At 43.8% G+C, this 25,661-nt stretch carries 25 protein-coding genes and 1 pseudogene; 7 read left to right on the forward strand and 19 right to left on the reverse strand.

Annotated features, from left to right (window positions below; genetic code table 11):
- Positions 1-131: 131 nt before the first annotated feature.
- Together MKY28_RS21920 and MKY28_RS21925 are read right to left on the reverse strand one after the other, a co-directional pair.
- The gene (locus MKY28_RS21920; protein ID WP_340937009.1) at positions 132-1,475 is read right to left on the reverse strand and encodes a sensor histidine kinase; all 1,344 of its coding nucleotides are present in this window, start codon (positions 1,473-1,475) and stop codon (positions 132-134) included.
- A complete protein-coding gene (locus MKY28_RS21925) occupies positions 1,468-2,160 on the reverse strand; it encodes a response regulator transcription factor (RefSeq protein ID WP_017690627.1) in 693 nt (230 codons plus the stop codon). The genes MKY28_RS21920 and MKY28_RS21925 overlap by 8 nt, the downstream gene beginning before the upstream one ends.
- A 159-nt stretch (positions 2,161-2,319) precedes the next feature.
- Here MKY28_RS21925 and MKY28_RS21930 point away from each other — a divergent pair, with 159 nt between their 5' ends.
- Positions 2,320-3,087 carry a TVP38/TMEM64 family protein gene (locus tag MKY28_RS21930; protein ID WP_340937010.1) on the forward strand — a complete coding sequence of 256 codons (768 nt, stop codon included), beginning with the start codon at positions 2,320-2,322 and terminating at the stop codon, positions 3,085-3,087.
- A gap of 44 nt (positions 3,088-3,131) precedes the next feature.
- The gene (locus MKY28_RS21935) at positions 3,132-3,710 is read left to right on the forward strand and encodes a GNAT family N-acetyltransferase (RefSeq protein ID WP_340937011.1); all 579 of its coding nucleotides are present in this window, start codon (positions 3,132-3,134) and stop codon (positions 3,708-3,710) included.
- A gap of 197 nt (positions 3,711-3,907) precedes the next feature.
- On the opposite strand, the gene MKY28_RS21940 is transcribed toward MKY28_RS21935, so the two are convergent.
- Together MKY28_RS21940 and MKY28_RS21945 are read right to left on the reverse strand one after the other, a co-directional pair.
- Positions 3,908-5,074, reverse strand: coding sequence for a cobalamin-independent methionine synthase II family protein (locus MKY28_RS21940; protein ID WP_076253801.1), 1,167 nt, complete (start codon positions 5,072-5,074; stop codon positions 3,908-3,910).
- A gap of 170 nt (positions 5,075-5,244) precedes the next feature.
- Positions 5,245-5,814, reverse strand: a complete 570-nt coding sequence (locus MKY28_RS21945; RefSeq protein WP_036668348.1) for an SF0329 family protein — start codon at positions 5,812-5,814, stop codon at positions 5,245-5,247.
- A 252-nt stretch (positions 5,815-6,066) separates the two neighbouring features.
- On the opposite strand from MKY28_RS21945, the gene MKY28_RS21950 reads away from it, so the two are divergent.
- Positions 6,067-7,122 carry an ankyrin repeat domain-containing protein gene (locus MKY28_RS21950; RefSeq protein WP_340937012.1) on the forward strand — a complete coding sequence of 352 codons (1,056 nt, stop codon included), beginning with the start codon at positions 6,067-6,069 and terminating at the stop codon, positions 7,120-7,122.
- A gap of 93 nt (positions 7,123-7,215) precedes the next feature.
- Here the strand turns inward: MKY28_RS21950 and MKY28_RS21955 are convergent, their stop codons facing one another.
- Positions 7,216-8,190, reverse strand: a complete 975-nt coding sequence (locus MKY28_RS21955) for a tRNA dihydrouridine synthase (protein WP_340937013.1) — start codon at positions 8,188-8,190, stop codon at positions 7,216-7,218.
- A 384-nt stretch (positions 8,191-8,574) separates the two neighbouring features.
- On the opposite strand from MKY28_RS21955, the gene MKY28_RS21960 reads away from it, so the two are divergent.
- The 3 genes from MKY28_RS21960 to MKY28_RS21970 all read left to right on the forward strand — a co-directional run bounded on the left by MKY28_RS21960 (position 8,575) and on the right by MKY28_RS21970 (position 12,011).
- Positions 8,575-8,781: a DUF2536 family protein gene (locus tag MKY28_RS21960; protein ID WP_076329555.1), complete on the forward strand. Its 207-nt coding sequence runs from the start codon at positions 8,575-8,577 to the stop codon at positions 8,779-8,781.
- Positions 8,782-9,096: 315 nt separating this feature from the next.
- On the forward strand, positions 9,097-9,960 hold the full coding sequence (locus MKY28_RS21965) for a GNAT family N-acetyltransferase (RefSeq protein ID WP_340937014.1): 864 nt from the start codon (positions 9,097-9,099) through the stop codon (positions 9,958-9,960).
- Positions 9,961-10,355: 395 nt separating this feature from the next.
- Entirely contained in the window at positions 10,356-12,011 is a 1,656-nt protein-coding gene (locus MKY28_RS21970) for a leucine-rich repeat domain-containing protein (protein WP_340937015.1), read from the forward strand.
- Between the two features lie 109 nt (positions 12,012-12,120).
- On the opposite strand, the gene MKY28_RS21975 is transcribed toward MKY28_RS21970, so the two are convergent.
- Positions 12,121-12,702 (reverse strand): TetR/AcrR family transcriptional regulator, encoded by a 582-nt coding sequence (locus tag MKY28_RS21975; protein ID WP_017690637.1) that lies wholly within the window; start codon positions 12,700-12,702, stop codon positions 12,121-12,123.
- A gap of 149 nt (positions 12,703-12,851) precedes the next feature.
- Here MKY28_RS21975 and MKY28_RS21980 point away from each other — a divergent pair, with 149 nt between their 5' ends.
- Entirely contained in the window at positions 12,852-13,793 is a 942-nt protein-coding gene (locus MKY28_RS21980; RefSeq protein ID WP_101314752.1) for a ketopantoate reductase family protein, read from the forward strand.
- Positions 13,794-13,918: 125 nt separating this feature from the next.
- On the opposite strand, the pseudogene MKY28_RS21985 reads toward MKY28_RS21980, so the two are convergent.
- From MKY28_RS21985 to MKY28_RS22045, 13 genes and pseudogenes are all read right to left on the reverse strand, one after another.
- Positions 13,919-14,329 (reverse strand): annotated as a pseudogene (locus MKY28_RS21985) (class I SAM-dependent RNA methyltransferase); the annotation flags it as partial.
- Positions 14,330-14,361: 32 nt separating this feature from the next.
- Positions 14,362-14,604: an AIPR family protein gene (locus tag MKY28_RS21990; RefSeq protein ID WP_340937017.1), complete on the reverse strand. Its 243-nt coding sequence runs from the start codon at positions 14,602-14,604 to the stop codon at positions 14,362-14,364.
- Positions 14,605-14,975: 371 nt separating this feature from the next.
- On the reverse strand, positions 14,976-16,010 hold the full coding sequence (locus tag MKY28_RS21995; protein WP_340937019.1) for a hypothetical protein: 1,035 nt from the start codon (positions 16,008-16,010) through the stop codon (positions 14,976-14,978).
- A gap of 46 nt (positions 16,011-16,056) precedes the next feature.
- Positions 16,057-17,010 (reverse strand): class I SAM-dependent methyltransferase, encoded by a 954-nt coding sequence (locus MKY28_RS22000; RefSeq protein ID WP_340937021.1) that lies wholly within the window; start codon positions 17,008-17,010, stop codon positions 16,057-16,059.
- 5 nt (positions 17,011-17,015) lie between these two features.
- Positions 17,016-17,864 carry an FkbM family methyltransferase gene (locus tag MKY28_RS22005; protein ID WP_339197009.1) on the reverse strand — a complete coding sequence of 283 codons (849 nt, stop codon included), beginning with the start codon at positions 17,862-17,864 and terminating at the stop codon, positions 17,016-17,018.
- A gap of 40 nt (positions 17,865-17,904) precedes the next feature.
- Positions 17,905-18,717, reverse strand: a complete 813-nt coding sequence (locus MKY28_RS22010; protein WP_017690645.1) for an ABC transporter permease — start codon at positions 18,715-18,717, stop codon at positions 17,905-17,907.
- Between the two features lie 4 nt (positions 18,718-18,721).
- A complete protein-coding gene (locus MKY28_RS22015) occupies positions 18,722-19,531 on the reverse strand; it encodes an ABC transporter permease (protein ID WP_017690646.1) in 810 nt (269 codons plus the stop codon).
- Positions 19,509-20,513 carry an ABC transporter ATP-binding protein gene (locus MKY28_RS22020; RefSeq protein WP_340937022.1) on the reverse strand — a complete coding sequence of 335 codons (1,005 nt, stop codon included), beginning with the start codon at positions 20,511-20,513 and terminating at the stop codon, positions 19,509-19,511. The genes MKY28_RS22015 and MKY28_RS22020 overlap by 23 nt, the downstream gene beginning before the upstream one ends.
- A gap of 32 nt (positions 20,514-20,545) precedes the next feature.
- Complete coding sequence (locus MKY28_RS22025) at positions 20,546-21,724, reverse strand: radical SAM/SPASM domain-containing protein (RefSeq protein ID WP_036668361.1); 1,179 nt, start codon at positions 21,722-21,724, stop codon at positions 20,546-20,548.
- A 42-nt stretch (positions 21,725-21,766) separates the two neighbouring features.
- Positions 21,767-22,861, reverse strand: coding sequence for a radical SAM protein (locus MKY28_RS22030; RefSeq protein WP_036668363.1), 1,095 nt, complete (start codon positions 22,859-22,861; stop codon positions 21,767-21,769).
- A 27-nt stretch (positions 22,862-22,888) separates the two neighbouring features.
- The gene (locus MKY28_RS22035) at positions 22,889-24,004 is read right to left on the reverse strand and encodes a UDP-glucuronosyltransferase (RefSeq protein WP_340937025.1); all 1,116 of its coding nucleotides are present in this window, start codon (positions 24,002-24,004) and stop codon (positions 22,889-22,891) included.
- A gap of 44 nt (positions 24,005-24,048) precedes the next feature.
- Positions 24,049-25,407, reverse strand: a complete 1,359-nt coding sequence (locus MKY28_RS22040; protein ID WP_340937026.1) for a hypothetical protein — start codon at positions 25,405-25,407, stop codon at positions 24,049-24,051.
- Positions 25,404-25,655, reverse strand: coding sequence for an acyl carrier protein (locus MKY28_RS22045; protein ID WP_036668367.1), 252 nt, complete (start codon positions 25,653-25,655; stop codon positions 25,404-25,406). The genes MKY28_RS22040 and MKY28_RS22045 overlap by 4 nt, the downstream gene beginning before the upstream one ends.
- Positions 25,656-25,661 lie beyond the last annotated feature (6 nt).

Raw genomic sequence — 25,661 nt, forward strand, 5'->3', positions numbered from 1 at the left:
GTGTGAATGGTAGAGCGATGTTCTTTCGCATATGCTTATTTAGCAAGCTCCTCCACTACAGCACCCTAAGGTAACAAAATTAGACAGCAAGATGGATTCCACGAACACTCAGCATCATTTCAAGAGATCCGTTATATATGAGTCTGTGTTGGTTTATTGATGATGACAGGTAGCATAATCTGTAGTGAAAAGATATCCTTTTCCTGCGACACCGTCAACGTCCCGTTGTGCTGCTGGATCATTTTCTGACAACTAACGAGTCCAATTTCGTTGCTATCTTTCTTTTTGCCAACACGTTTAATCTTATTCTCCACCTCAAGAATAACCAATTGTTGCCTCAAAGAAATCTGGATATGAACGGGATGCCCTGGATCGGCGTATTTTCGAATATTTGAAAATATATTATCCATTACGCGACGCATGGCGACAAGATTGATTTCCAGCAAAAACTCCTCATGATGTGCATCTGTCTGAACCTGCACGTCTATATCGTCCAAAACCACTAATTGCTCATCTATGAGTTGATCGATAAGCGCTCTGCCCTCATACATTTCAAATTCTACTTCCTCTTCTTCAGCGGCCGAGGATACCGTAAAATATTCAAATAGTTTGTCCGACAACACTTTGATCTGATAAGCCTTCTCCCGGCTATTATGAATATACTGCAATAGATCCTCATGTGTCTTATATTTGTTGAGCTCTATGATATCCATATATCCTAATAGAATCGTGAGTGGTGTTCGCAAATCATGGGAAATCGCCGTGATCAATTCACGGTTGGCCATCCTGACCCTCTCCTCGCTGCCCAGCCGCTCCACAAATGATTTCCTCATCTCATCAATACTCTGGGCCAGAGATGACAGTTCATCCTTTCCCGATATCGTAATCGAATAATCCAAATTTCCACCTTCGAGTATTTTGATCTCTTGTTCGAGCACCCCAATATAAGATGTTTTCTTATTAATCATCAGTAGAAAGGAAACAATGAACACAATGGCCGCTATGAAAACACCAATAATCAGAATGAGGTTGTAATATTGATACTCATAAAAGCTAACCAAGTATATCTGGGCATCCTGATCTGCAAAATGGATGGTGGTGATGGGTATTTTCGATGGCACGAATTGAGTTAACAACTCTTCATTAATGGCAGGATCAATCTCCGTGTTGGAGGAAAATATCAATTTGTCTTTTGCAAAAATATACAGATTTAAGTAGCGCTCATGTCTTATCCAAGCAGACAATTGCTCATGATCACGGGTTGACACGTTCTGGTTATCCACAAATGCTTCGAATCGATCAAGCGCATCTTGCTGCCTGTTCTCTACAAAAGTGGATTTGCTTAAATAACTATCCAATACAGTCTCGCCAACAACTTGTAAAATAACGAGTGCACTTATGGAAATGACCAAAGAAATGACAACCGCCAGAACCAGTTTAATCTTCAGCTTTTTTCCGATTAATAATCTATTCAATTTTGTACCCCTTCCCCCAAACGGTCTTCACATATTTAGGGTTCTGCGGGTCATCCTCCAGTTTGCCTCTCAAGTTACGAATATGAACCATCACTGTGTTATTACACGTATAAAAGTAGGGTTGCCCCCAAACACTCTCATATATATTTTCTGCCGAGAATACCTTTCGTCGCTTCTTAGCCAACAGCAGCAAAATCTGGTATTCAATTTCAGTTAGAGCAATCTCCTTCTCTCCAACAAACACGGCTTTTGAATCCTGATGGACGGTAAGATCCTTAACGATAATTTGGTCCTGTTCTTCGGTCTTCTCCTTGCCCCGATAAACATAATACCTCCGCAGTAAGGCCTTCACCCTCGAAACGAGTTCTGTATAGGAAAAGGGTTTGGACAAAAAGTCATCACTGCCTGAGGAAAATGCCAATTGTTTGTCAGAATCCTGCGTTTTCGCCGTGAGAAACAGGATCGGTGCGCTTGTTTTTTCACGAATCTCCAGACACGCCTTCAGCCCCGATTTATTGGGCATCATCATATCCAAAATAATGAGATCCGTCTCTTCGTTCACTTTATCAATCGCATCTTGACCATCTATCGCTTCAATCACTTCATAATTCTCACTCTCTAACAAAATCCTTACAATTTCACGAATTTCACTGTTATCATCAGCAATTAGAATTTTCTTGCTCATCTGATCCCTCCGTCTAATTTCAGTATAATATGCGCTATTAGCGACTACCAGCAAATACAATCGACTTAAGAATTCTTCAGAAGTTATGTAGGTATCTCTTAATAATTTCGTCTTATACTGTAAATATGTAGAAGTTATTAGACAAAGGGGTCGTCAGGTATGCCACAACCTTCGAAAAAAGTAATGATTAACATATTGTTGGGTCTGTTTATCATGTTGTCCATTGGTCTACTGGTGTATTATTCTCCTGCCATTATTAAAATCATGTCTTCCATGGACAACTTCAGAGCGTATATTCATTCAACAGGCCATTGGGGTCCGGTCATGTTTATTTTATTCCAGATTCTTCAGATCGTGGTTGCACCCATTCCAGGAGAAGTGGTACAGATTGCAGGCGGTTATATCTATGGGGTTACACTTGGGTCCTTGTATACTACAATAGGTTTGATTATAGGCTCAGCGATTGCTTTTTATTTCACTCGTTTTATCGGTCGCGCTTATATTTCACGGCTAATGCAAAAGAAAAATAATAAGTGGATGTCGTTAATTCATGATGAGAAGAAGTTCTCCGCTTTTTTATTCATCTTTTTCGTAATTCCCGGCTTGCCCAAAGACATGCTTGTATTTGTCGCCGCACTTACATCGATTAGTTCGTTTAGATTCTTCACGATCCTTATCGTCGGTCGTCTGCCGTGGATCATCGCATCTACCGTTGTAGGGTCCACAATTCATATGCAACAATACACAATCGCCATTATTATTTCTGTTATCGCTGTAATCGGGTTCGTATTCGGTTATATCTATAGGGAGAAATTGGTGGGATTGTTCTCCCGGTCAGACAGTACCAAAGCCAAAGCCAAACCCAAGGCTATACCCAGTTATAGTACGAATAGGGAGTCTCGTAAAATAAAAAGAGATACAACATGAACAAAGCCAATCTATTGATATGAAAACCGGAGGTATATCATCTTATGCAAATACTTAAAACCAATCGATTAATCCTGAGAAATTTCACCTTAACGGACGCAGCCGGACTGTTGGAATACACAGCAAATCCCAGAGTGAATTGTTTTATGGATCAACAAATTTCAACATTGGAAGATGCGGCGGCAGAGGTCGCAAAAAGAAGCAGTGACGATTCCCACATCGCGGTTTGCCTGAAAGACAGTAACGAGTTGATCGGTGAGCTGTTTGGTATGAGGGAAGATCGGGATTCCGATACGGATAAAGATTCGAATTCAGATACGTATAGTATAGGTTGGAATTTTAATGGCAGATTTGAAGGGAAAGGGTACGCCAGTGAGAGCGCCAATGCTTTCATCGAAAATCTCTTTATGGAACAGGGAATCAGAAGACTGTACGCCTATGTCGAGGATGATAACTTCCGTTCTCAGAAACTGTGTGAGAAGCTGGGCATGCGCCGGGAAGGTCTTTTTTTGAAGTTCATTTCATTTGTCAAAAATGAGGACGGCACACCGAAATACGAGAATACGTATCAATATGCTTTGTTGAAAAAGGAATGGCTGGCACAGCGTGAATCGCAGAAATAAAAAATGACAAGCCCCATCATTAGTTAAAAAAAGTTATAGAAATGAGAACGTACCTATACGTATACGTACGTTCCACAACAAATACGGCGGCTTCTCACTGGATAGATTCCAGAGGAAAAGTCGCCGTTTCATTATCGTGCATAACACTATTGATCGAGCAATGTATTTATAAGGTCACAATACATTCAGCTTGAATTCTAGACGGTGCTGCCCCAATATTGCTTTGCAATCTTCTGCCCTTGATCAATCTTCGCCCATTGCTGAGCCTCGCTTAATTCGTTACCTCCATCACAAGATGCAAAGCCGCATTGGTGAGACAACAGCAGCCGATCCTTATCGATGATTTTGGAAGCTTCGTCCAGCAAACGGACAACACGTGCTTCATCATCGAGTGTACTCGTTTTGGATGACAACAGACCCAGTACAATTTCCGTTTCAGGTCTGTCCTTGAACACTTCCAGAGCTTCAATTGAACCCGCACGATCATCATCCCACTCCAGGAAGAAACGGTCATACTTCAATTGCTTCAGGAACAGATTCGCAATTTTGGCATACGATCCACCACCCATGTTGCGGGAATCATAATTGCCGCGGCAGTTATGTGTCCACATTTTCAAGCCAAGGCTATGACCAAAGTCAATCACGGTATTATTAATATCAATGAATTCGGTAGCAAGTCCCTTTACTTCATCTTGATTAATATTTTCCCCTGTAAAAGGAGAGTTCGGGTTGTCGTCTGCAAACAATTCCCACAAACAATCATCGAATTGCAGAATTTTACCGCCCACTGCAGCGAATTCCTCCACGAATTCCTTATACGCGATCACAAGACCCTCTTTGAGTTCCTGTATGTTTTGATATACAGCATCCGTTCCACCAATGTTATCTGACCAGGAAAGCTCACCGAAAATATGGGAAGGAGACGGTACGCAAAGTTTCGTTTGTTGCTCGCCAGCCGTGTCTTGCAGTTGTTGGAACAGTTGAATGAAATGATGGTTCTTTCCACTCAATTTATCAGTGATGCGCAATCCAATATCTTTGCGTGTTTCATATTTCGAAGTTCCGTCCACATCTCTGAAAAAATAGCCGTGATCCGCGATGTAACGCTTCACTCCGCCAAATCCCCATACAAAGTCCAGATGCCACATCGATTTGGAGAATTCGCCATCGGTAACCACGGACAAGTTATGTTCGATTTCCTTTGCGACAACTTGTTTGATTGCCTCTGTCTCACACTTCTCATATCCTTCGTAGTTTTCATAGAACGGATATTGGATATCATCATTATGTTCAATTTGTGTTTTATATTTCAGCAGCTCATCCGGCCGCAATAAACTTCCTACGATCTGGAACTTATCAGTCATGTAAAAAACCCCCTCGTTGTATACAATGATCATATCACGCCGAGAGTAGTTAGAAGGGATACTTAAAAACCATAACTGGTTATAGTTAAAAGCTATATCCACTTATTAGACAGATTTCAGTGAAACCGTCACCGACACAGTGTACCTCTATCCATGAACGTTATTCAATTTCACACCGTACGACGACGCAGTTCATAAAAATATTGTACCGCTGGATGCTTTAATTTGACCTGCTCCGACATGTTCAGAATTCTCTTTTTGCCAACTCGTCTGTCCATTAAAGCCAGAATATTAAATAAGATATCCTTGCTCTCCAGATTATCCTCTATAGAAGTTGATAAATACGTCGTAGCTGCAACGGTAAAATTCGATTTACTAAGTGCGGTCTGAGCCAACAAAAGCTCTTTGGCATGTACGGAGATTTTTCTACTTCTTGCCATGACTTGAAGACGATCCTCGGGAATGGGTCCTTTGGAATCTTTTCTGATAGCTTCAATCTCTTCATCGCTCACAGGAATCATGATTTCGGGGTCGCTCTTGATCTCCTGCTCTGACTGATACCATCGAATTGGGGTTGTAGTATCACTCATGTTGAGTACATTCTTTTTATCTACAGTAATATAACAATTGCCTGATTTATCAGGTGAATAGCTATAGCTGGTGGCACGGTACTCCACCCTTCCAACTAACGCAGGACTAAGAAAACTCTCCAGTTGTTGCTTCAATTTACTCCAGGACATAGATCCTCCTATTATCAAAAGCCTACCGCATGAATTGCGGCGATCATTTCAAATATTTTTCAATCCGTCTCCAGTATCAACATTCATCTAAATTATAACATAGCAAACCAAATTGATGATGGAAGAAACCCAGTTATTGGTTTTAAAATCCCCTATGTGATAAAATTGCAGAAAATTATCTACTTACTATTAAATCGTCATAGCCTACCATTGGAACATACGTTGTTATTCACAAAGGAGAGGAAGAGTGTAATGGCTACGAAGGAAGCAACCTTACCTGCTCATATGGAAAAACTCGTTAAAGATAATGATATCGCTACCGTAAAAGAAATTTTCGAGCAATGCGAATGGGATGCACGTGGGGGTTATAGCAAAGGTACGGCCCTCAGCTTTCGGCATATTTCGGATGAATTGGTCCGCTGGCTGGTAGCGCAAGGAGCAGACATTAATGCACGCGACAAATATCAACGCACGCCTTTACATGCCCATGCCTCACACTGGTCAGGAAATGTACCCCTGTTCCTTGAATTAGGTGCGGATCTGGACGCTGTGGATTACCAAAATGAAACACCGTTACATGCAGCGGTCAATGGGTATCGAACCAAAGTGGTTCAAGAGTTGGTAAACCAAGGCGCTACGATTAGCGTAGAAAATAAACAGGGAAATACGCCATTAGCTAAGGGGTTAGCCAATTGCAGGAATAGCGATATAGTCAGTATGTCGAAAATTTCAGCAATTCTGCTGGATGCTGGTGCAGCAGTCACCTCGGAAATGAAAGAGTCTGTGAAGCGGATCGGTAAGGATTTTGAATTCGTCCGTGAGAAGTTCAATAAGGACAAGGTCGATGAAGTTTCAGATGCACTGATCAAACTGTACCAGTTATTTGATGTCGAACCGGTAGCGAATCGGATCATGCACGATGGGACTTCCCCCATTCAGGTAAAGGCAACCACTTGGACCAAACAGCACCAAGAGCTGTGGGAATATCTCATTCCGGCCCAAGGCCACGCTCAAACGGTGCAGGGAGAGGTCATCCGCATAACAGGACGTGTATCCCATGAAGTATTGGATAATGGCGGTGGAAACTGGGATGCGGAGTATCGCAAGATGCTGGATGCACTGATTCGTCACCTGGGCTCTGGTGCGCCACTCGCCCCCGCACTTCTCCAAGAGGCAGCAGACTTGGTCAGCAGACTTCACAATGGATACGATTTTGATGCGCCTGCCAGATTATCCGAGTTGGCTGTGTTATGGGTACTTGCCAATCCTCAGCCGGTCGCTATGGAGAAACCTGCGTATACGCGTTAAACAGCAAAGCAAAAAAGAAGCGGAAAAGTTACCGCTTCTTTTTTCTATTAAATCTATCTAAATTATACTCCGTATCCATGATTACGTCTTACTCTACTCTACCTGTTCATTGCTTTCAAACTCATTGAGCAATTCGCGTACTTTAGAAGTGGTTTTGGCGTTCATCAAGCTGTTTCTCAGCTCACTAGCACCGCGGAAGCCACGAACATAGATTTTGAAAAAACGGGCCAGCGGGCTGAACGAACGTGGTTCAAGCTCGGAATATTGATCATGGAGATCCAAATGCAGCCGTAGCAAATCAAGCAATTCCGTGCTGCTGTGTTCCTTTGGCTCCTTCTCAAAAGCAAACGGATTCTGGAAAATACCGCGTCCAATCATAATACCATCCACGCCATATTGCTCCACGAGTCTCAGGCCTGTCTCACGGTCAGGAATATCCCCGTTAATCGTCAGCAGTGTATTGGGCGCTATCTCATCACGAAGTTTCTTAATCTCCGGAATGAGCTCCCAGTGAGCGTCTACTTTACTCATTTCTTCTCTCGTCCGCAGGTGAATGGACAGATTCACAATGTCCTGTTGCAAGATATGGGTTAACCAGTCACGCCATTCGTCTACCTCAGTAAATCCGAGACGCGTTTTTACACTGACCGGCAGCCCCCCGGCTTTCGCCGCCTGAATAATCTCCGCCGCAAGGGCTGGCCGGCAGATCAATCCACTTCCTTTTCCATTCTCGGCTACATTCGCTACCGGACAACCCATATTGATATCGATGCCTTTAAAGCCTTCCTTTGCCATACCGATACTCATCTCACGAAAGAATTCCGGTTTATCTCCCCAGATATGAGCCACAATCGGCTGTTCATCCGCTGTAAACGTCAAACGCCCGCGCACACTATGGTGCCCCTCCGGGTGACAATAACTCTCTGTATTCGCAAACTCCGTAAAAAACACGTCTGGTCTTCCCGCTTCACCTACGACATGCCGAAACACCACATCCGTCACATCTTCCATGGGTGCCAGTATAAAAAATGGTCGTGGCAATTCACGCCAAAAGTTTTCCTTTGTCATCTCAAAAGCTCCTCTATACCTTCCAGGACAGTCTTTGTCCTCATTTAATAGTTAAAATAGTAAAACTCGTAACTCATACATCTGCTTGCTATCATTTACATGATCATTCGCAGTTTCGTTGCAATTCACATTATGCTGTCCTTGCTTCTTCACTTATACCATGCGAATGAACTTCCTTCAAACAGCAGTATCTGTTATTACTTCCATTAGATCTTCAGATTAACGGAACTTCGATGATTTCAAAATTGCCCTTTCCCGATTTTATCACGTCTTTATTAGATTTTCAGCCCGATTGCTCTTGCCGAACTGGAAAAGCTCCTCTAAAATGAAGCTCGACAGGCTTTTAACCTGCAAATCGAGATTTTAAGGAGGCCTGGATGATATATGGAAATTTCACTGGATATGATCAAAGACAAAGTCGAATGCTTGCAGGCTTATGACTTCCGTGAACTGGAACGAGCGATCGAAGAACGAATCGGAATGAACAAAGCATTAATGCTGCGCGTGAAGCAAGTTCAGCATCAAGTAACGTTTGACCCTTTTCGCAACAAGATGTTATATAGTGCAATCGTACATTTTGCCGTAAATTGATGGACCAAGATTTTCAATAGTGAAAAACAGTTCACTGACGCAATTGCATTTAAGCATATCCTATAAAGCATGCAAAAAAGAAGACGCGAATTCGCTCGCGTCTCTTTCCATATCAAACTCCACTTTCTCTTGTTAAAACTCCTGCTTAAATAACATCGCCAAGTTTGTTTAAAACGCGTTGTTAAAAGAGGATTTTTGTCACCTGTAATTGTCACCTGTAATCATACTTTACATAGTTAAATACGGGATCGTACCACTTTACAAACAGTCATTTTTGAGGATTAAGGGGAGAATACCATGCAAGAATTAATATTTATGAAGAATTATAAAAACAATGAAGTACTGCGCAAGAGTTTTTTCGAGCTTGCTATCAACACGTTTGATATCAATTTTGAAGATTGGTATCAACAAGGATACTGGGGCGAGCGTTACATCCCTTATTCATATGTCGATGGAGACCAGGTTATTGCCAACGTTTCTGTTAACATCCTTGAGCTCATCATTCACGGTGAGAAGAAAAAAGCGATTCAAATCGGCACGGTGATGACACATCCTGATTATCGGGGGAAAGGACTCTCTACACGTTTAATGAATAAAGTTTTAGAGGAGTACGAGAACATGTACGATTACATGTACCTTTTTGCCAATGAATCGGTGCTTGATTTTTACCCCAAATTCGGGTTTAAGCCTGTGGAAGAACACCTTTTTTCAATGAATTATACGGTAAAAAAATCACCTGAGCCTGCGAACATCCGAAAACTAAATGTAACTAACGCGGAGGATTTACGTCTTATTCAAAAATTGGCATCGGAAAGATTGCCTGTTTCTCAGCATTTCGCAACCCATCATGCTCAAGGAATACTCATGTTTTATTGCCTGAATGTCTTTAGTGATGATATTTATTACTTGGAAAACGAAAACGTCATTGTTATTTATCAGAAAGAAGACAATCATATTGAGCTCTTCGACGTTGTTAGCTTAAACGAAATGAATATGAAAGATATCTTGGATAAGATTGCAGATGAAGATACAGAGAAAGTAACCTTTCATTTCACTCCAGATGCAACAGATGATATCGTTCTAAAAAGTTCGATCACCAATGAAGGTTTATTTGTAAGAACTCATGGTGAACATCTCTACCCTGTGCACGTTAAACATCCGATTACATCTATTGCTTGATGATTTATTTAATAAGACCTACCACCTGACCATATTAAAAAAAGATCAAAAAGGAGCAGGATTCCCCTGCTCCTTCGTTATGTGAAACTTCTTTCTCTCATCAAACGTAAATTCACAAGGTATAATGAAATCAAATGACCGTTCAGCATGATCTTATGACCATCATAATGAAGGAGGGGACATTCGTGGCGTTTATCCCGCTAAACTGCCCCAATTGCAACGGAAGAATTGAATACAAGAAGGATGAGGTTTTAAAGTGTCCCTATTGTGAAACAGAACTTTTATTGAAGCAAAATCATGTCTATTACGTAGACCAGACCATTAATCATTACCACGGAACACCCCCTAAAGCACCGCTGAAGCAGACTGCCTACGTAAAGGTAATGCTGATACTGATGTTAGTCCTAACTGGCGCGATCGGTACATATTTTTATTATAGTAATAGCCCCACCCATCCAAAAACAGAAGCCAATCTGTCTGTGCGAAAGATGCCCGAAAGCGAGGTTCTGCTCTCATTTTTGCGAGATATCTTCGATAAAGGGTCCGCCTTGCCAACAGAGGAGGAATTGGCTCGTATTCGCTATTTAACCGTAGAGCATTCGGAGAATGATCAGTGGAAGTTTACATATAGCCTCTCCGATCCCTTCAGCGATGAACAGGCCGAGAAGATCACTTATATTACTCAGGACAAGAAACTGAATAGCCAGCGGATTGATCAGCGAGATTTTGAAGCTTTTAAGGGACTGACGGCATTGGACCTGACGAATACCTATGAAATATCCCAGACGGACCAAACCACTCTGGCCCATATGCCGGGATTAAAAAGTTATGCTGGCGCTTTTAACGAATCCTTCAGTACATTTTCGGGCTACTTTGGCGACAAGTCTAAAATTACGGAGCTTACCACTCAGCTTCGCAGCAATCAGGAATTGGCTATGTTGCTGGAATTCCCCAATCTGAACTCTTTATCCATTACCTATGTGGATGAGTCCGTAACAGATTTTCACTTGTTAAACCAATTGCCAATCAAGTCCCTGTCGCTCACCTTTGTCGATGAACTCGGATGGTTGTCGTCCATGACCGGGTTATCATCCTTGTCTATACAGTACAGTGAAACCACAGACCTGCAGCCGCTGTATGCCTTGACCCAGCTTCAGGAGCTTCAGTTGTCCTATTTAACGAATGTAAAGTCCATCGACTTTGTGCAAAATATGCCTGCTCTACAAACGTTAGATATTGAAAATGTAAACTTCTCCAGTCTGGAGCGCTTGACCGGCAAAAACTCTATTACTACACTACGCCTGGCTTCTCTAAGTGAGCTTGGCTCCGTAAAGGCCATAAACAGTCTGCCCTCTTTGCGGGAATTAACGTTGTCCGGCTACTACGAGAATGCGGAAGCGCTGACACTGCCTAAAGTAGAGCGAGTGGAAATTCCAAGCTCCTTTCTCCCCGGGCTAAAGGCCCCGGCTACAACCAGTCTGACACTCCGTGGCGGAAGTGGGGAATTGAACTTGGCTGCGCTGGGGAAATTCCCGAAACTGGAGCAACTCTCGCTCTGGGAGATCGATGAAATAACCCGTCTTGCCACCCTGGACGGCTTGTCCCGCCTAGAGACTTTAAACATTTACGACTCGTCACTGTTCAAGGAAAGCGATGCCCTATTTCGTTTGAAGCAAGTGAAATCTTTGGTGTGCTCCGAGTGTAGGCTGAACTTTGAACAAAAGGCGGCCGCGGAGAACAGCGTACTTGAACATTTGATCTTAAACCAGTCATATTTTAGCATGAACAATACCTCTGTTACTGAAATTGATCAAATGATGCCTTACTTTGCCAAAATGTCCGCTCTACGTTCCTTCACTCTGCAAGACAGCAACTTGGCTTCTCTCGAATTCATGAGTAACTGGCAGGCCATAGAAGAGCTTCATCTCGAGAACAATGCCATTTCCAATATCGAGACCCTAAGCCAGCTGCCTGATCTGAAAAAGGTATATCTATCCGGTAATTCCGTACAAAACAAATCCGTGCTTGGTGCGGGTGTGCATGTGTATTAGACTACTATAATTAATGGATGATATTGAAACAAAGACAAGAAGGGGTTCGAGAATTATGTATAAATTCTCGAACCCCTTCTGTTTATGTTTAGCTTTCTAACCATCATCGCTACACTCCAGAACGCTGCGGATTGACCGTGCCAAAGATATGATACGGTGTTATCCCCTTTGAAAATAGACTATCGATCAGTTTGATCAATTCCTCCGACGATAGATCTTTGTCGTTGCGTATCCAAAGACGAAACATAGATATTAATGTTGAAATGTAAAACTCAATGATATATGGTGCCAAGACATCATCTGTTGGAAAATCCACAATCAATCGCTCAAAGGGAATTTCTCTTTTCAAGCGTTCCACAAAATGAACAGAACCATAGTCGCCCAATATAGCTTTAAGAACTGAAATCTCCTCTGCATTTTCTAAGCATTGAAGTGCATCTTGAATAGTATGTGTAGAAAACTCTCTGCCTGCCATTTCCTCCTTAATGGATTTCAAAATACGCTCTTCAACGCAGTCCAACAACTCATAGATATCTGTAAAGTATTGATAAAATGTACTCCGATTATATCCTGATTGGTTAGCAATCTCTTGAATAGATATTTTTTCGATGGGTTTTTGGCTATATAAATCGCAGAATACATTTATGAATGTCTGCCTTGTTTTGTCCGTAATTTCAGGTTGCTTTTTCATTATTTGCCTCCGTTTGCTGTTCGATCAATTATCCGACAGATATTAAAAATCTGATGGTTGATGACCGTATAGTGAATCAATACAATAATATTATACAACACGTTGTTGGATCATCAACAAGGATGAATATTGATTATTAGGAGGCTAAGATGAGAATTTTATTTTTCGGTAGAGGTGTAATATCAACCCAATACGCGTGGGCTTTCGAAAAGGCAGGCCACACCGTTGAGTTTTACGTTAGAAAAGGGAGAAAAGAAACCTTCGGAAGTCATATAGCGCTTGAAATGTGGGACGCACGAAGAGCGAAACGGTTAATCAAGGAAAACTGGAAAGTCAAGCTGCATGAGGAGATAAGCCCAAATTACGATCTTATTATTGCGAGTGTCAACACGAAACAACTTCCCGAAGCAGCACAATTACTATCGACTACCGCGGGTAACACCCCGATCCTTATATTCAATAATATTTGGCAGGATTTAAAATCATCGATCTTGCCCTTGTCTATGAACAATGTTGTCTTTGGTTTCCCAGGAGCAGGAGGCGGCATTGAGGACAATAAGCTTAGGGGCGGCTTCTTAAAAACGATATTTCTGGAAAAACCACGTGTAGGCACGGAACAGATAAACAACAAGGTCAAAGAACTATTTGAAAGCGCCCATTTTAAAATCAATTGGATAAAGGATATGCAAAGCTGGCTATGGAATCACTTTGCCGTGAATGCGGCGATGGAGACCGAGGTGTTAAAACGGGGAAGTTTTCCAGCACTTATGAATCATCGTGACTCATTCGCAAATGTTGGTAAGAATATGCGGGAAATGGCACCTGTACTTAAAGCAAGAGGCGCAAAGATGGACGCGATTACTCTACTGTTGACCAAAATTCCATCAGCACTTCTCGGCACGCTGTTTAACAAGGTTATTTTTACAAAGGGCAGCTTACCGCGACTTTTCATTGAATACAACAATAGTAAAGCCGGTTTTGCAGTACTTGAAGTTGTGAGAGAAGCAAAAAAGTTAGGTATACCTTCACCACGTCTTACTGAGGCATTTGCAAACACTGAGCAACAACACAAAGCTATTGAAAAAGGATAAACTGGAAAACTTGATATTGTTCAGACCAACATCAACTCTACTAATGGTTATAACAACTATAGCCCGAGCTTTAGAAGCTTCGGGCAAAGTAATTTATTAAAACAGGTAAATGTAGCTTCAAAACACTACACCCTAACCAACATCGCTACACTATCCACATGCACCGTATGTGGGAACATATCCACCGGCGTTACCTCAACCGTGCGATATCCACCATCCTCAAGCACACGAAGATCACGTGCCAACGTACTCGGATTACAGCTCACATACACCACTCGCTCTGGCTTCATCTCCAGGATCGTTTCAAGTAAAAGTGGATCACAGCCCTTGCGCGGTGGATCAACAACGATCACGTGGGCTTCAATGCCTTGTTCTTTCCAGCATGGAATAACGTCCTCGGAAGCACCAACTTCGAACTTGACGTTACGCATCTCGTTCAGCATCGCATTACTACGCGCATCTTCAATCGCTTTGGGCACGATCTCCACCCCGTATACCTGATCCGCATGTTGCGCCAGGAAAAGAGAGATCGTTCCACTCTGTGATGTAATCTGCGAAAGAAGCAAAACTATTGCGCCCCCTTGGATACAACATCTGGCTTTTTAAGCCAAGAATTTTCACTCTTAGATAGAGAGGTTTTTTCAATGAGTTGAGTTTTCGGATTTTCGAGCTGAAATTTAGTTTTTTCTGTTTTTGTCAGATATGCCTGTTCGATGAGATATTCTCCACTTACTCTTTCATAAAACCAATGTGTTCTGCGTTGTGACCCTCCTATATTTGGAGCCCACACACGCTGTGAATTGCTTTTCATTTCTTTATAATATGGATTATTTGAGAAAAAGTCCTTACATTTTGCTCAAAAAGCCTCTGTCCGAATTAATCATAGATCTTTACAAGATCATCACCTGTCATAAATGAAAGATAAGACGGCCTCGTTGAACTAACGGGACACGGTAGTTCATAGGGAAATACATCTCAACTATTAGTCTTTCCTGACCAACAGTGAGTAACACTCCACATGACTAGTGTGCTGTAACAAAATCAAAACAAAAAAAACGGCATCTCAGCCGTTTGTGTTTAAAGTGTTGATGCAGACAGCGGCGGCGGTTTTCATACGATGAAAAGACACATGCACAGTATGCCTGTTGATGCGGCTCATTTCTAGCAATATTAGATGTGATTTTACCTGAAAGCCTTTAACATTAAAAATAATTGATTATGAAAATGTACTTCATTCGTATATATTTTTGTAAATAAACCAATGCACTTGTCTATGATTTCCCCAGTGAACTTTTGGGACATGATGGCTTTATTCGAATAGATCCTTACTGTCTTCCAGTCATGAATAATTTGGTCCAATAACGGGTCAAGCGTATGTTTTGCATTGATATGATCAATGTTGTACTTATAGAGAGTATTTAACCTGTATTTCTCAGAACATTTTCTATAAATAGTACTGCTCAGTGTTTCTATAATCGTTTCATTTTTTATAATGAGCTCGTAATTTTCTGCCAACAACAGTATATTATTCAAACTTTCCGTTATTTCATTTTGATACCTGCACATATTTTCTACGAATGTATTGATGGTTGTGTGTGCTAAATTCTTATTGTTCAAGATCTCATGATTACCGGGGGGCACTAGCGCATATTCCCAAAAATAGTCTGGCATCTTTACGTGTTCCGAAGTCATACATGACCATTTAAATTCTGAAAATGGCAGAGAATATTGTCTGTATTCTGTAATATCATCAACCGTATATATTTCCTCGTTCGTAAGATTGAAGCCATAGACAAAAACAGGGTGCAGTCCATGTTTTTTGTTATAGTAAAAGTCTCTCCCGCGTTGATAAAATAAATCAATAAATATGGAAATCGGATGACCACTTGAAATAGAGTTTATGATCTCATCTTGTAACGTATCTAGTTCAGGGGATTTTTTACGAATAGAGATCCCCATTTCCTCAAGGATTTGATCTCCCTCCTCAAGATCCAACACCTCTAACTTGAAATATCCTCTTGTTTGTATTTTTTGTTTATCAAATCTATAAATACTAATAACATTATTCAAAATCGGCAACTCATCTTTTTTAAAATATCTGGCAAGCGTTAACAACAAATTGTAGCCGCAATTAAAATAAGGAAAATTATGATGAGGATACATTTTTGTCATGCCGTCGAAGGGCTGAAAGGTGTCCAGGGAAATAATTTCTTCCATACAATATTTCTCCTATACTAAAATTATTGTTGATATTACGGCTATATTACCTCTTAACAAGGTTCATCATACGGTATTGCCGCGTTCCAGCCTTCATCTCTTCATATTTCTTCGAGCCGGGCAATGCGATGAATTCATTGATATCTCCAATATTCGTGCTCGCTTTGGCGTTGCTCGCAATCCCTTGTGTGCCAGTACGCTGCTTCGCACTCTCATCACATGATAGAAGAACATTCGAAGTCACATCCTGATTGCGGATTACAGACAGGCCTGCTTCCTCTAACAGCCTGATGTTCTGCGCTACCTGATCTCCCAGCATCAGCTCCGTATACAGAAATACGCCGCCAACTCTCATTATCCGGTACACCTCTTCATAGAATCGTGATCGGTTCGGATAGGCATGTGCGGATTCCATATTTAACACCACATCGAAGCTCTCGTCTGCAAACGGTATATTCTCCGCATCGCCGACGAGATAAAAAGATTCACCCCCTCGGGATTTGGCATTGCAATAGGCAATATTCGCCGGGCAGATGTCGAGACCGACAATAGACAGCGGCTTGAAATATTTAGACAGAGCTGCTATGTTCCCTCCCCTGCCGCATCCGATGTCGATCATCTGCCGCTCCCGAATCGCCGTCCTGCCCACTGTCTCAAGCAGCAGCTTGACCGAGTTTCTATTCCATGCATCGTCGGGCTCAATCACCGCATGTTGCTCATTCCCGTGCGGGACGTAACCATAATTTAAGAAGGTTGCGAATCGGCCTATACCGGACAACGCAAGAGAGTGCGAAATCTCGCTATAATCCCGAATTTCAGCCTCTTTCCGGCTCCATTCGGAAGGGTGGACAAACTGCTCACGCCGGTCGAGCATCGATACATAACGGTCATCGTTCGTATATACCGCATCGCAGCTGCAGCATTGCAGCAATGCCTCCGACTGGACCAGCACGCCCTTGCAGCTGGAGCATACCAACCTTGCATGTAGATGTTGTAGCATGACTATCACCCAGCCGACGTATGCATTTGATTCAACGCGTACACATTATAGTAATTTGGTATATTCAAATCTGCGTAGTAATCGATCACGGCATAGAAGCCGTTGGTTTGGAAGATGTTCTCGAGCCTGCTGATCTGCTCTCCGTCCAGTCCGTGTACCTCCATTACAATTTGCCTGATTTTGCCCCAATCTTCCGGTTCGATTCCTTCCAGCACCTCGAACTCACTTTTTTCCACGTCGATTTTGAGCAGATCAATTTGGTTCAGATCATAAAAACGGATCATTTCGGATATCGTAGTTAGCTTGCAACGATAGATTTGTTCATTCAGAAGCTTCGGCGACATAAGATGATCAACAAAGCGGTTTAGCATTCGCCGGTCAGCGAAATTATCTTCGTAATGGTTGATTAACCCGTATCGGAGATCCTGATCGTGGTTCTCCCTGTATTTGATCTGGACAGAGTCCGTGGACATCGTAGGAAAATAGGCAAACTCCGCTTCCTTGATCTCATTGGAAAGCCCGACGTTAACCGTCGTTACGCGAGGCAGCGAGCTCGTATTCATCTTCAAGAGTTTAAACGTCGGAGGCAGTGGCTCAAAGGCATACACCCTGCAGTCGCTCTTGCTGCTGACATATAGGCTGAACATGCCGATATTAGCCCCGACGTCCAGGACCGTGCCATGATCCGGAAGCGTAATACCGTGCTTGAAATACATCTCCTTGTGGAAAATCTCGTTGTAGAGAAACTCGGTCTCTCCTTCGTTGTTTTGATAGATTTCAATCCCGTTGTGCAGCCGTTTCTTTGTAATGGCCTCTGTCTGCAATGGATGACGCTCATGCTCCGTCTTGCTCATTCAATTCACCTTCTCAACAATTTGTTTGTAGGGCATTTCTCTAACTGCTGGCGCTTTCATAGCGTTTGACGGCCAGCTTCCAGAACAGCCTGACCACTAGAAGCGATATAACGGGAGCTACAAAAATCCATATCCCAAGGAACAAGTCCAATCGATCGATCAAATAAACCGACGGCATGTTGGTGATGAACAAGATCGGCACAACATACAGCCCTATTCTCCGCAGCCATTTGGGGTATATGTACATCGGCATATTGTTCAAATCCCAACATTTGTCGAGTATTTCGAAGATCGAACCGGACTTCACCGTCCAGAAGGCAAGGATTTGCGGAAGTAGAAGCACTGAATAGGTCACGATCGTGCTACTCAAGATCACGCCGATATATCCGGCCACGTGGATCAAGCTTGGCTCGATGTCAAGACGCCGCCAAGCCAGTACGATCATCGTGATCCCGGCGATCAGGTTCGGGATCGGAAACGCGAAGTTAACGTGCCGGAATGAAATCATGAACTGCAGCGAAAGCGGCTTCGTCATATACAAGTCCAGCGTCCCGTTGCGGATATGGCCGGCGAATCTATAAAAGTTATCCATAAACAGTCCTGTATAGATTGCGATCATAATCGTATAGGTCCCCGTGAAGATCAACATCTGGTCAGGAGAAATGCCATTGATTTCGATCCCGAGCTGGAAAACGAACAAGATATAGATCAGCTTGGAAAACAGAAATACGGTCTCCATGATCAAACCGGAGTAGAAATTCGCTTTGTATTCCATGTAACCGACCAAGCTGTTCTTTGCGAAAATAAAGAACATACGTACATGCTTCCGAAACTCCGTCAAGCTGATACTCACAGATCTAACCTCCAACGGCTACATATTTCCTCATCCCGGAATCCCACGACAACTTCGAAATCATCATAAGAACAATTACCCAGACCGCTTGTAAGAGGAGTCCGCGCACGATTTCATGAATCGCCATGCTGCCATTGATGATGTTAACTGGGAAGAATACGACATATTGAAACGGTAAATAGCTGGAGATTCTGGCAAACGTATCTCCGAAAATATTAAGTGGAAAGATGGCACCACTGAGCAGATAGACGCCTTGGTTGAACGCGATATAAACGCCCCAAACCTCGGTAATGATGAACGCGAGAGCACTAATCGAATAAAAAAGCAGGAAGTTGATGAGCAGTCCGAACAGAATGCTGACCAGGAACATAACGATCTGCACCCCTCTAAGCTGAAACCCCCAAATCTGAGTAAAAACGATCATCAGTATGACGAATAAGACAAGGACGACCCCGATCTGAACCGTTTTCCCACCGAAAAAATTGCATATCCGATAGCTGAAATAATGAATGGGCTGAGCGATAAATTTGCTCAGTCCACCCGTCTTGATATCATTCGCGATTTCCCCTTCGAAGCCGGCAGAAACCAGCTTGGAGACGACGCCGGACAACACGGAATAAATGATGATCTGTGAATAAGTATAGCCATTAATAATCTCTTGCGGCGAACTGCGAAACACGGCTGTCCAGAGGAAGCATTGGACGAGAATGATGAAGCCGCCGCTGATGATACTCATAAAGAAATCGGTCCGATACTCCATCGCATTCTGAAGCGCAAGGATGTACGTCCTTTTATACTTCTGTAAGGCTTTCATGTCTGACCCCATCTTTCTGATACAAGCTTTCGATGCCTCGCTCGACAGGTATATCTTCAACTGTGAAATCGAGGATCGGGAACCGGTCCAGCATCATCTTGGAAAGCCGCTGAAGGTCATGCTTATCGATCTCCATGACGGCATTCATGCCGTCATGTTGCATGATAGCGCCATAGTCGCTTAGCGCTTGCCTCGGCACTTCGTCCGTAAATTGCAGCTTGATGATCTTTTTTGCATGAAACAGCTCGTTCACACGCCGAAGATCGCCGTCGTATACGATCTTCCCTTGATTGATGATGATTGTTCGTTTGCATAAATCCTCAATATCCGCCATATAGTGGCTTGTCAGAATGACCGTTGCTTTCGTCTGCTGGTTATAATACTTCAGGAACTCCCGAATGCGCTTCTGCGAAATCAGATCGAGTCCGATTGTAGGCTCATCCAGAAAAATCACCTTAGGCCGGTGGATGAGCGACGCAATTAACTCCATCTTCATCCGTTCCCCCAGCGAAAGCCTACGTACCTGAATATTGAGCAGATCTTTAACATCAAGTATCTCCGTAAGCTCATCCAGGACAAGGTTGTAGGGCTTATCCTCGACCTCATAAATGCATTTGTTCAGGTATAACGATTCGTTCGCCGGTAAATCCCACCACAACTGCGATTTCTGCCCCATCACGATCGAGAACTGCATCTTGAATTCTTTTTTTCGCTCCCAAGGGACATAGCCTAATACCGTCGCTTGCCCGCTTGTCGGATACAAGATGCCGGACAGCATCTTAAGCGTAGTTGTTTTGCCGGAACCGTTCGGGCCTAAAAACCCGACCATCTCGCCTTGCTCGATTACAAGTGATATCTCGCTAACCGCTTCTTTGATCAGTGATTTCCGCTTCACTAAATTTTTTAGCGATTTTTTGAAACCCAATTCTTTTTCGTAGTATTTGAAGCTTTTGGATAAGCGTTCCACTTGGATAATGCTCACTGGTTCACCTCATTTATGCTCATGTAGAATAGTTAAACACCGTGCAAATGCAAGACACTGCACTTGGAACATGCCGGTGTCAGTCGTTCATCCATCATTTCCCTTATCCTTCTGTAGGTCATGCCGTGCCATAATTCCTGTACGGACGCTTCATTTAATTTGCCGATCTCGAACTCCTTGAAAAATTTGCATGCAACAATCGTTCCATCGGGCGTAATATCCATCCGGTTCGAGAGAGCCAGGCACTTCTTGTTCATCGTGCCTTTACTCTTCACCTCTTTGCCGAGCACGAAATCTTCGATCTGGTCATAATCCAGATTCGGCTGGTAGCGTAAACGCATTTTCCAGACCCGATTATTCACCCGGTCCAACTCGCTCATCAAAGCAGGGATACGCTCCGGATCGAGCTTGTAGTTAAAGGCGTGCCAGCTTCGTTCGCCCTTGTGCTCGCTCGCCGGAAGGAAGTCGAACTTCTGGTCAAAGTAATCGTCCATTCCCTGCGTGCATTCGTCCGAGATGTACCACGGGAAGCAGACCATGACCATATCTACACCGACGTCCTCCAGAAATTCCAGCAGATCGTAAAGCTTGTCGGTCATAGCATCGTTAACGACGGTATGGATCGTAATTTTGCCCCTGAATCGGTTTTCCTTACGCAGCTGGACTAGCATCCGAATAGCATCTATCGCCTTGTTGAATACCCCTTTGCCGCGAAGCGCATCATTCTCTTCTTCGAATCCATCAAGTGCAATGAGCAGCTCCAGATTGTCGGAGATTCTCAGCAAGGCGTCCAGCTTTCGCTCGATCAGCATCGCGTTCGTGCAGATCGTCGTCTCGCGAGGATGGGCTTCAAGTAAATCGGCCAAACGGTCGAAATGGCTGTATACGAGCGGCTCGCCGCCCCAGATATAGAGTCTCGACTTGGCTGGTTCCGTCTCAAGGATCAGCTTCTCCAGCAGCCCGTAGTCGAGCTGTTCCCGCTGCTGCTCCGGTGTCATAAAGTGATGGTATCCGGTGTCGTTCCATTGATAGCAATGCTTGCAGCGCAAGTTGCATTGGTTCGTCAGTTTAATCCCGACCGACTCTGGCAACGGTGTCGCGTAACCCGCTATTTTCTCCATGTTCCGCTTTGTTTCCACCGTATTCTTGATAGTACGTTTCAATATTTGCAAATCCTTTGGGGAATGTTTAATCTCTGATTTTGGATTCATATCAACACACCCTTCTTAAACTTATTAGGTTATTCACATGAATCAATAGATATAATACCTTGAACAAGCCGTACAAATCGGAAGCATATTTTTTTTCATATACGCGCGATAATCTTTGTACTTGTCACTACTCCAGATATCCAGCAAACTCTCTTCGTTCACGTTGCCGAAGGTCAAATCATAGAAGGCATGGCAGGGCGAAACGTCGCCCCTTGCCGTAATCTCCGCATAAACCCATGGAAGGGAGCAGCGATTTCGTTTATCAGCCATCTGATGGAATTGCCCCGAGAAATAGTTACTCAAATTTTGTTCATCTATCGTCTTCGGATAGGTGATCACATGGATGCGGTTTTTCAAGCAATACGCTTTAACATTATTGAGCTGTCTCGTCAATTCCGGAATATCGATCTGGCTGAACGAACTTGTGTCCCGCCAGACCATCCCCTTGGCATAAGGAGCTTCATGCACGTCGAATTTGTCACTAAGAACCTCCACATATTGGGCATACTGCTCTTCCGTTGCATAGAGCTGCACTTCCATGCTGATATGGTCCAACATCGACAAGTCGATATGCTTAAAGAAAAATTCCTCAACGTACATATAGTTCAAGGGCGTAATGATAAAGGATACACCCATTTTCGGAAATTGCTTGCCCTTGCTTTCCCGAAGCTCATAAAGCTTCTCGATCCCCTTGATTACTTTCTTGAATACGCCTTTGCCTCTCTGCTTATCGTTGATTTCCTCAGGGCCGTCGAGCGACATCCAGATCTTATTTGGAGCAGTCTCGACAAGCATCTCGGCATGCTGCTCAAGCAATGTGCCGTTCGTGGGGAAGTCCGCTTTACTTCCATAGTGATTGATCATGGCGAGAATGTCGCTCAGCCAAGGGTACATCAGCGGCTCGCCGCCGAAGAAATCGTAATACGGCTTGCCCGGGCTGCACTCGACGATGATCTTTTTAATGAGATCCGGATCCAGATGCGCTAACGTTTTTTTGCTTTTGTAGGGACCTTCGAGTCCCCACTCATAGCACATCTTGCATCGTAAATTACACTCCTCCAACAGCTGCATGACGATCCATCTCGGATAGCTTGTCTTTGTCTTATCTTGGACGACACTCAATTTGTTTACGCTCATCGCATAACCCCTTCTGCCATTGAAATCTTACCCCTTCGTTAACGCGACTCTCGCACAATAATGATCCACATAATTCGTCCGTTCTCCGGGTCTGTTCATGATGGCTTGATGCATCTCCCTAAGGACCTCTACGGAAAAATCCATCTCCCGCCACTTCTCGTAGCGTATTCCGAACCCCAGTGATTCCCACAATTCCAAATTGCTAAGCTCGTGACTTCCGAACGGCTCCAGCAGAATAAGAGGGGTTTCGGATGCAAGCGAGTCGATTAATGTGCCCGCTCCCGGCTTGGCTACGATAGCCATCGCCTCCGAAGCGATATCGAATAACCAATGATGATCAACCTCAGCGGCGTATGACTTCGTGTCTTCTCCCGTTATTTCGATGTATGGCGGAAACTCGTGCAGGCCGTTCGCACTCTTCACCCATGCACACCATTTCGGATCATTCATCCAATATCGGTGATCGGGATCGGGCTTCGCTTCCTTCCAATCGTAAGCTACGATATCAAGCCCATAGTTATGGCCGACAAGCTCTGGAATTGTACTTTGATAAGTGCCCATCCCCCAGCCGCCGCCATGAACAACAAGCCGCCGCTTCCTTGAGTCGAAGGGCAGTGGCGTACGATGAAGAACTGGGATTTCGCATCGAATCTCCATCTTGTCAGTGTCATAGAGACAAGCATTGTAATAATACTCGTCATAGCGAGAATGAAACTTCTTCAAGCTCTTCCAAGACGGGGCCAGATCTGAATCGACGTAGAGCAGGTCTACATGAATTCGATTCGGCAGCATCTTCTCCCTATACAAATCCAGAATATAGATCCAGTGTCCGGATAACGATATGAATTCGTACCGGTCTTCCGCTTTCCACGCCTCCAGCAATAGCTCGACCTGGGCATAATCAATGCTGTTGCGTATATCCATCGGCATTCGGGCCGATAAATTGGCAAGTGCGAAATTATTGTGGTAAGCCTTTCTGCTGTCTACAATATGTTCCATCTTGTCTTGCTCCAAATAGCTTTCGAACACGAGCACTTCCGTCGCGATATCCCTTTTCTCGAAATCACTTGCAGCTAACAGACCGGGAATATAGAAACCCAGACCGAAACCCGAGCATAGAATCGTCACTTTCCGCTTACCCATAAAATTTCTTCCTCCATTCATGGCTTTAAGCGCTTCGGACTGCATCAGCGGGCGATCTTGAAGGATAACGACGACAGCACCTCCTTAACCTTAGCGGTCAATCGTTCGTTATCCCATTCCCCCTGGATCAACGAATAATATAATCTGCCTTTCACCTGCTTATTCCGGATCCCCTTGCACTCGCTGACGACTTTGTTAATAAGGAGCGTATTCGCGCTTAACGGTAAAATACCGAATCCTCGATCAGGCTTATATAGAACACCCTCGCGGTCCAGCGATTCAAGCAATTGATCGAATGATACATCGCATGCAAACTGTAAAGTCGCATGCGTCATGCTCCCGGCCGTGTCGTGCTTCTTCAGGTAGCGGTCAACGTAATGCTTGATCAGACTCATCGATCTTCTTGCATTCACCTCAACAATCGGAACGATGCGGCCGTCTGTCAACAGCATAGAATCGACGCATACGTCGCCGTGATAACCCGACCGATAAAGCTCGCGAGCCGCCCGTTTCATTACATCAAAATACTTCGCTTCCTGCAGCATATGAAGCAACCTATCGTCTGCTGTATAGGAGCCTTGGTAAGCGAAATTGTGATTAACCAACTGCTGCACTGAGATATGTCGGTAAGTACCGTCCGAATCGATGTGGAATTGGCAAGAAAAATCCAATTCCTTGCGGAGGAACGGCTCAATAATAAACCGAACCGTTTTTCCCTTGCTACACTGATCGGCGACATAGGATGTGACTCGCTGCAAAATCGCTTCCGACTCAATCAGCAAATTCCCTTTCCCGGATACCCCAAACTCATCTTTGATCAGGAAGGGTCCTTGATTCAGCAAAGTCAAGCCGCTTGCCAGCAGCTCTTCGGGAGAATAGACCGTCTGGCTGTCACACCGAAGATCAAGGCGACGGTTCAATTCGGTTGAATACAGCTTCGAATTGACAGTCTGAACCGTTTCGATAGCTGGAAAATCTTGTTCCAGCCCGTAACGCGCTGCAGTACGATCTACCCCCGGAATGACGGCAAAGGGCGACAACCGGGCGCCGTCCAGCAAGTAGAGATCCATGTCACCCATTCGATCGGCTGATGTGAGCAGGTCGAATATATTGGCGGTTCTGCCTACGCTTCCTACATCAGGACTCTCGAGATCGGTTGAATTGGAAAGAAATTTAAATCCGATCTCATGCAAATACTCTTTATGGCAAACGTTCATTCGATAGCGAGTAATGAGCTTATCCTGCGCCTCGCAAAATGGGAAGAGCAGCTCATCCATGGCCATCACGATATTCTCCATTTCAGGATCGTGAAACGACGGCAGTTTGGCTAGATTAGGGTCGCGCCAGAAGCGTTCCGCGTCAAATGTCCCGATAATGAGCTCGAACTTGCGTCTATCGTTCATACCGGCGCTGTTTTCTGCAGCTCCGAGATATAATTGCAGAAGGTCGTTACCGACTCCATAAGATTGAAGTCGAATTGTTCAAAATCGATTTCAATACCGAAACGCTCTTCCACCTGTAGTACAAAAGTAATTAGCTGTAAAGAGTCCAATCCCCCGTCTTCCATGATGTTCGAATGCTCGTTCAAACTGTTTGCCAGTTGGGCGTCTTCCTTGATTTCGCATATCATCGCTATGATCTGTTCTTGCATAGGTAC

The organism is Paenibacillus sp. FSL R5-0473, assembly GCF_038004565.1.
GTDB classification, from domain to species: domain Bacteria; phylum Bacillota; class Bacilli; order Paenibacillales; family Paenibacillaceae; genus Paenibacillus; species Paenibacillus amylolyticus.

Coding starts and splice junctions, on each gene's coding strand:
- MKY28_RS21925 (WP_017690627.1), bottom strand. CDS start 2,160: ATGAGCAAGAAAATTCTAATTGCTGATGATAACAGTGAAATTCGTGAA.
- MKY28_RS21930 (WP_340937010.1), top strand. CDS start 2,320: ATGCCACAACCTTCGAAAAAAGTAATGATTAACATATTGTTGGGTCTG.
- MKY28_RS21935 (WP_340937011.1), top strand. CDS start 3,132: ATGCAAATACTTAAAACCAATCGATTAATCCTGAGAAATTTCACCTTA.
- MKY28_RS21940 (WP_076253801.1), bottom strand. CDS start 5,074: ATGACTGATAAGTTCCAGATCGTAGGAAGTTTATTGCGGCCGGATGAG.
- MKY28_RS21945 (WP_036668348.1), bottom strand. CDS start 5,814: ATGTCCTGGAGTAAATTGAAGCAACAACTGGAGAGTTTTCTTAGTCCT.
- MKY28_RS21950 (WP_340937012.1), top strand. CDS start 6,067: ATGGCTACGAAGGAAGCAACCTTACCTGCTCATATGGAAAAACTCGTT.
- MKY28_RS21955 (WP_340937013.1), bottom strand. CDS start 8,190: ATGACAAAGGAAAACTTTTGGCGTGAATTGCCACGACCATTTTTTATA.
- MKY28_RS21960 (WP_076329555.1), top strand. CDS start 8,575: ATGGAAATTTCACTGGATATGATCAAAGACAAAGTCGAATGCTTGCAG.
- MKY28_RS21965 (WP_340937014.1), top strand. CDS start 9,097: ATGAAGAATTATAAAAACAATGAAGTACTGCGCAAGAGTTTTTTCGAG.
- MKY28_RS21970 (WP_340937015.1), top strand. CDS start 10,356: ATGTTAGTCCTAACTGGCGCGATCGGTACATATTTTTATTATAGTAAT.
- MKY28_RS21975 (WP_017690637.1), bottom strand. CDS start 12,702: ATGAAAAAGCAACCTGAAATTACGGACAAAACAAGGCAGACATTCATA.
- MKY28_RS21980 (WP_101314752.1), top strand. CDS start 12,852: ATGAGAATTTTATTTTTCGGTAGAGGTGTAATATCAACCCAATACGCG.
- MKY28_RS21990 (WP_340937017.1), bottom strand. CDS start 14,604: ATGAAAAGCAATTCACAGCGTGTGTGGGCTCCAAATATAGGAGGGTCA.
- MKY28_RS21995 (WP_340937019.1), bottom strand. CDS start 16,010: ATGGAAGAAATTATTTCCCTGGACACCTTTCAGCCCTTCGACGGCATG.
- MKY28_RS22000 (WP_340937021.1), bottom strand. CDS start 17,010: ATGCTACAACATCTACATGCAAGGTTGGTATGCTCCAGCTGCAAGGGC.
- MKY28_RS22005 (WP_339197009.1), bottom strand. CDS start 17,864: ATGAGCAAGACGGAGCATGAGCGTCATCCATTGCAGACAGAGGCCATT.
- MKY28_RS22015 (WP_017690646.1), bottom strand. CDS start 19,531: ATGAAAGCCTTACAGAAGTATAAAAGGACGTACATCCTTGCGCTTCAG.
- MKY28_RS22025 (WP_036668361.1), bottom strand. CDS start 21,724: ATGAATCCAAAATCAGAGATTAAACATTCCCCAAAGGATTTGCAAATA.
- MKY28_RS22030 (WP_036668363.1), bottom strand. CDS start 22,861: ATGAGCGTAAACAAATTGAGTGTCGTCCAAGATAAGACAAAGACAAGC.
- MKY28_RS22035 (WP_340937025.1), bottom strand. CDS start 24,004: ATGGGTAAGCGGAAAGTGACGATTCTATGCTCGGGTTTCGGTCTGGGT.
- MKY28_RS22040 (WP_340937026.1), bottom strand. CDS start 25,407: ATGAACGATAGACGCAAGTTCGAGCTCATTATCGGGACATTTGACGCG.
- MKY28_RS22045 (WP_036668367.1), bottom strand. CDS start 25,655: ATGCAAGAACAGATCATAGCGATGATATGCGAAATCAAGGAAGACGCC.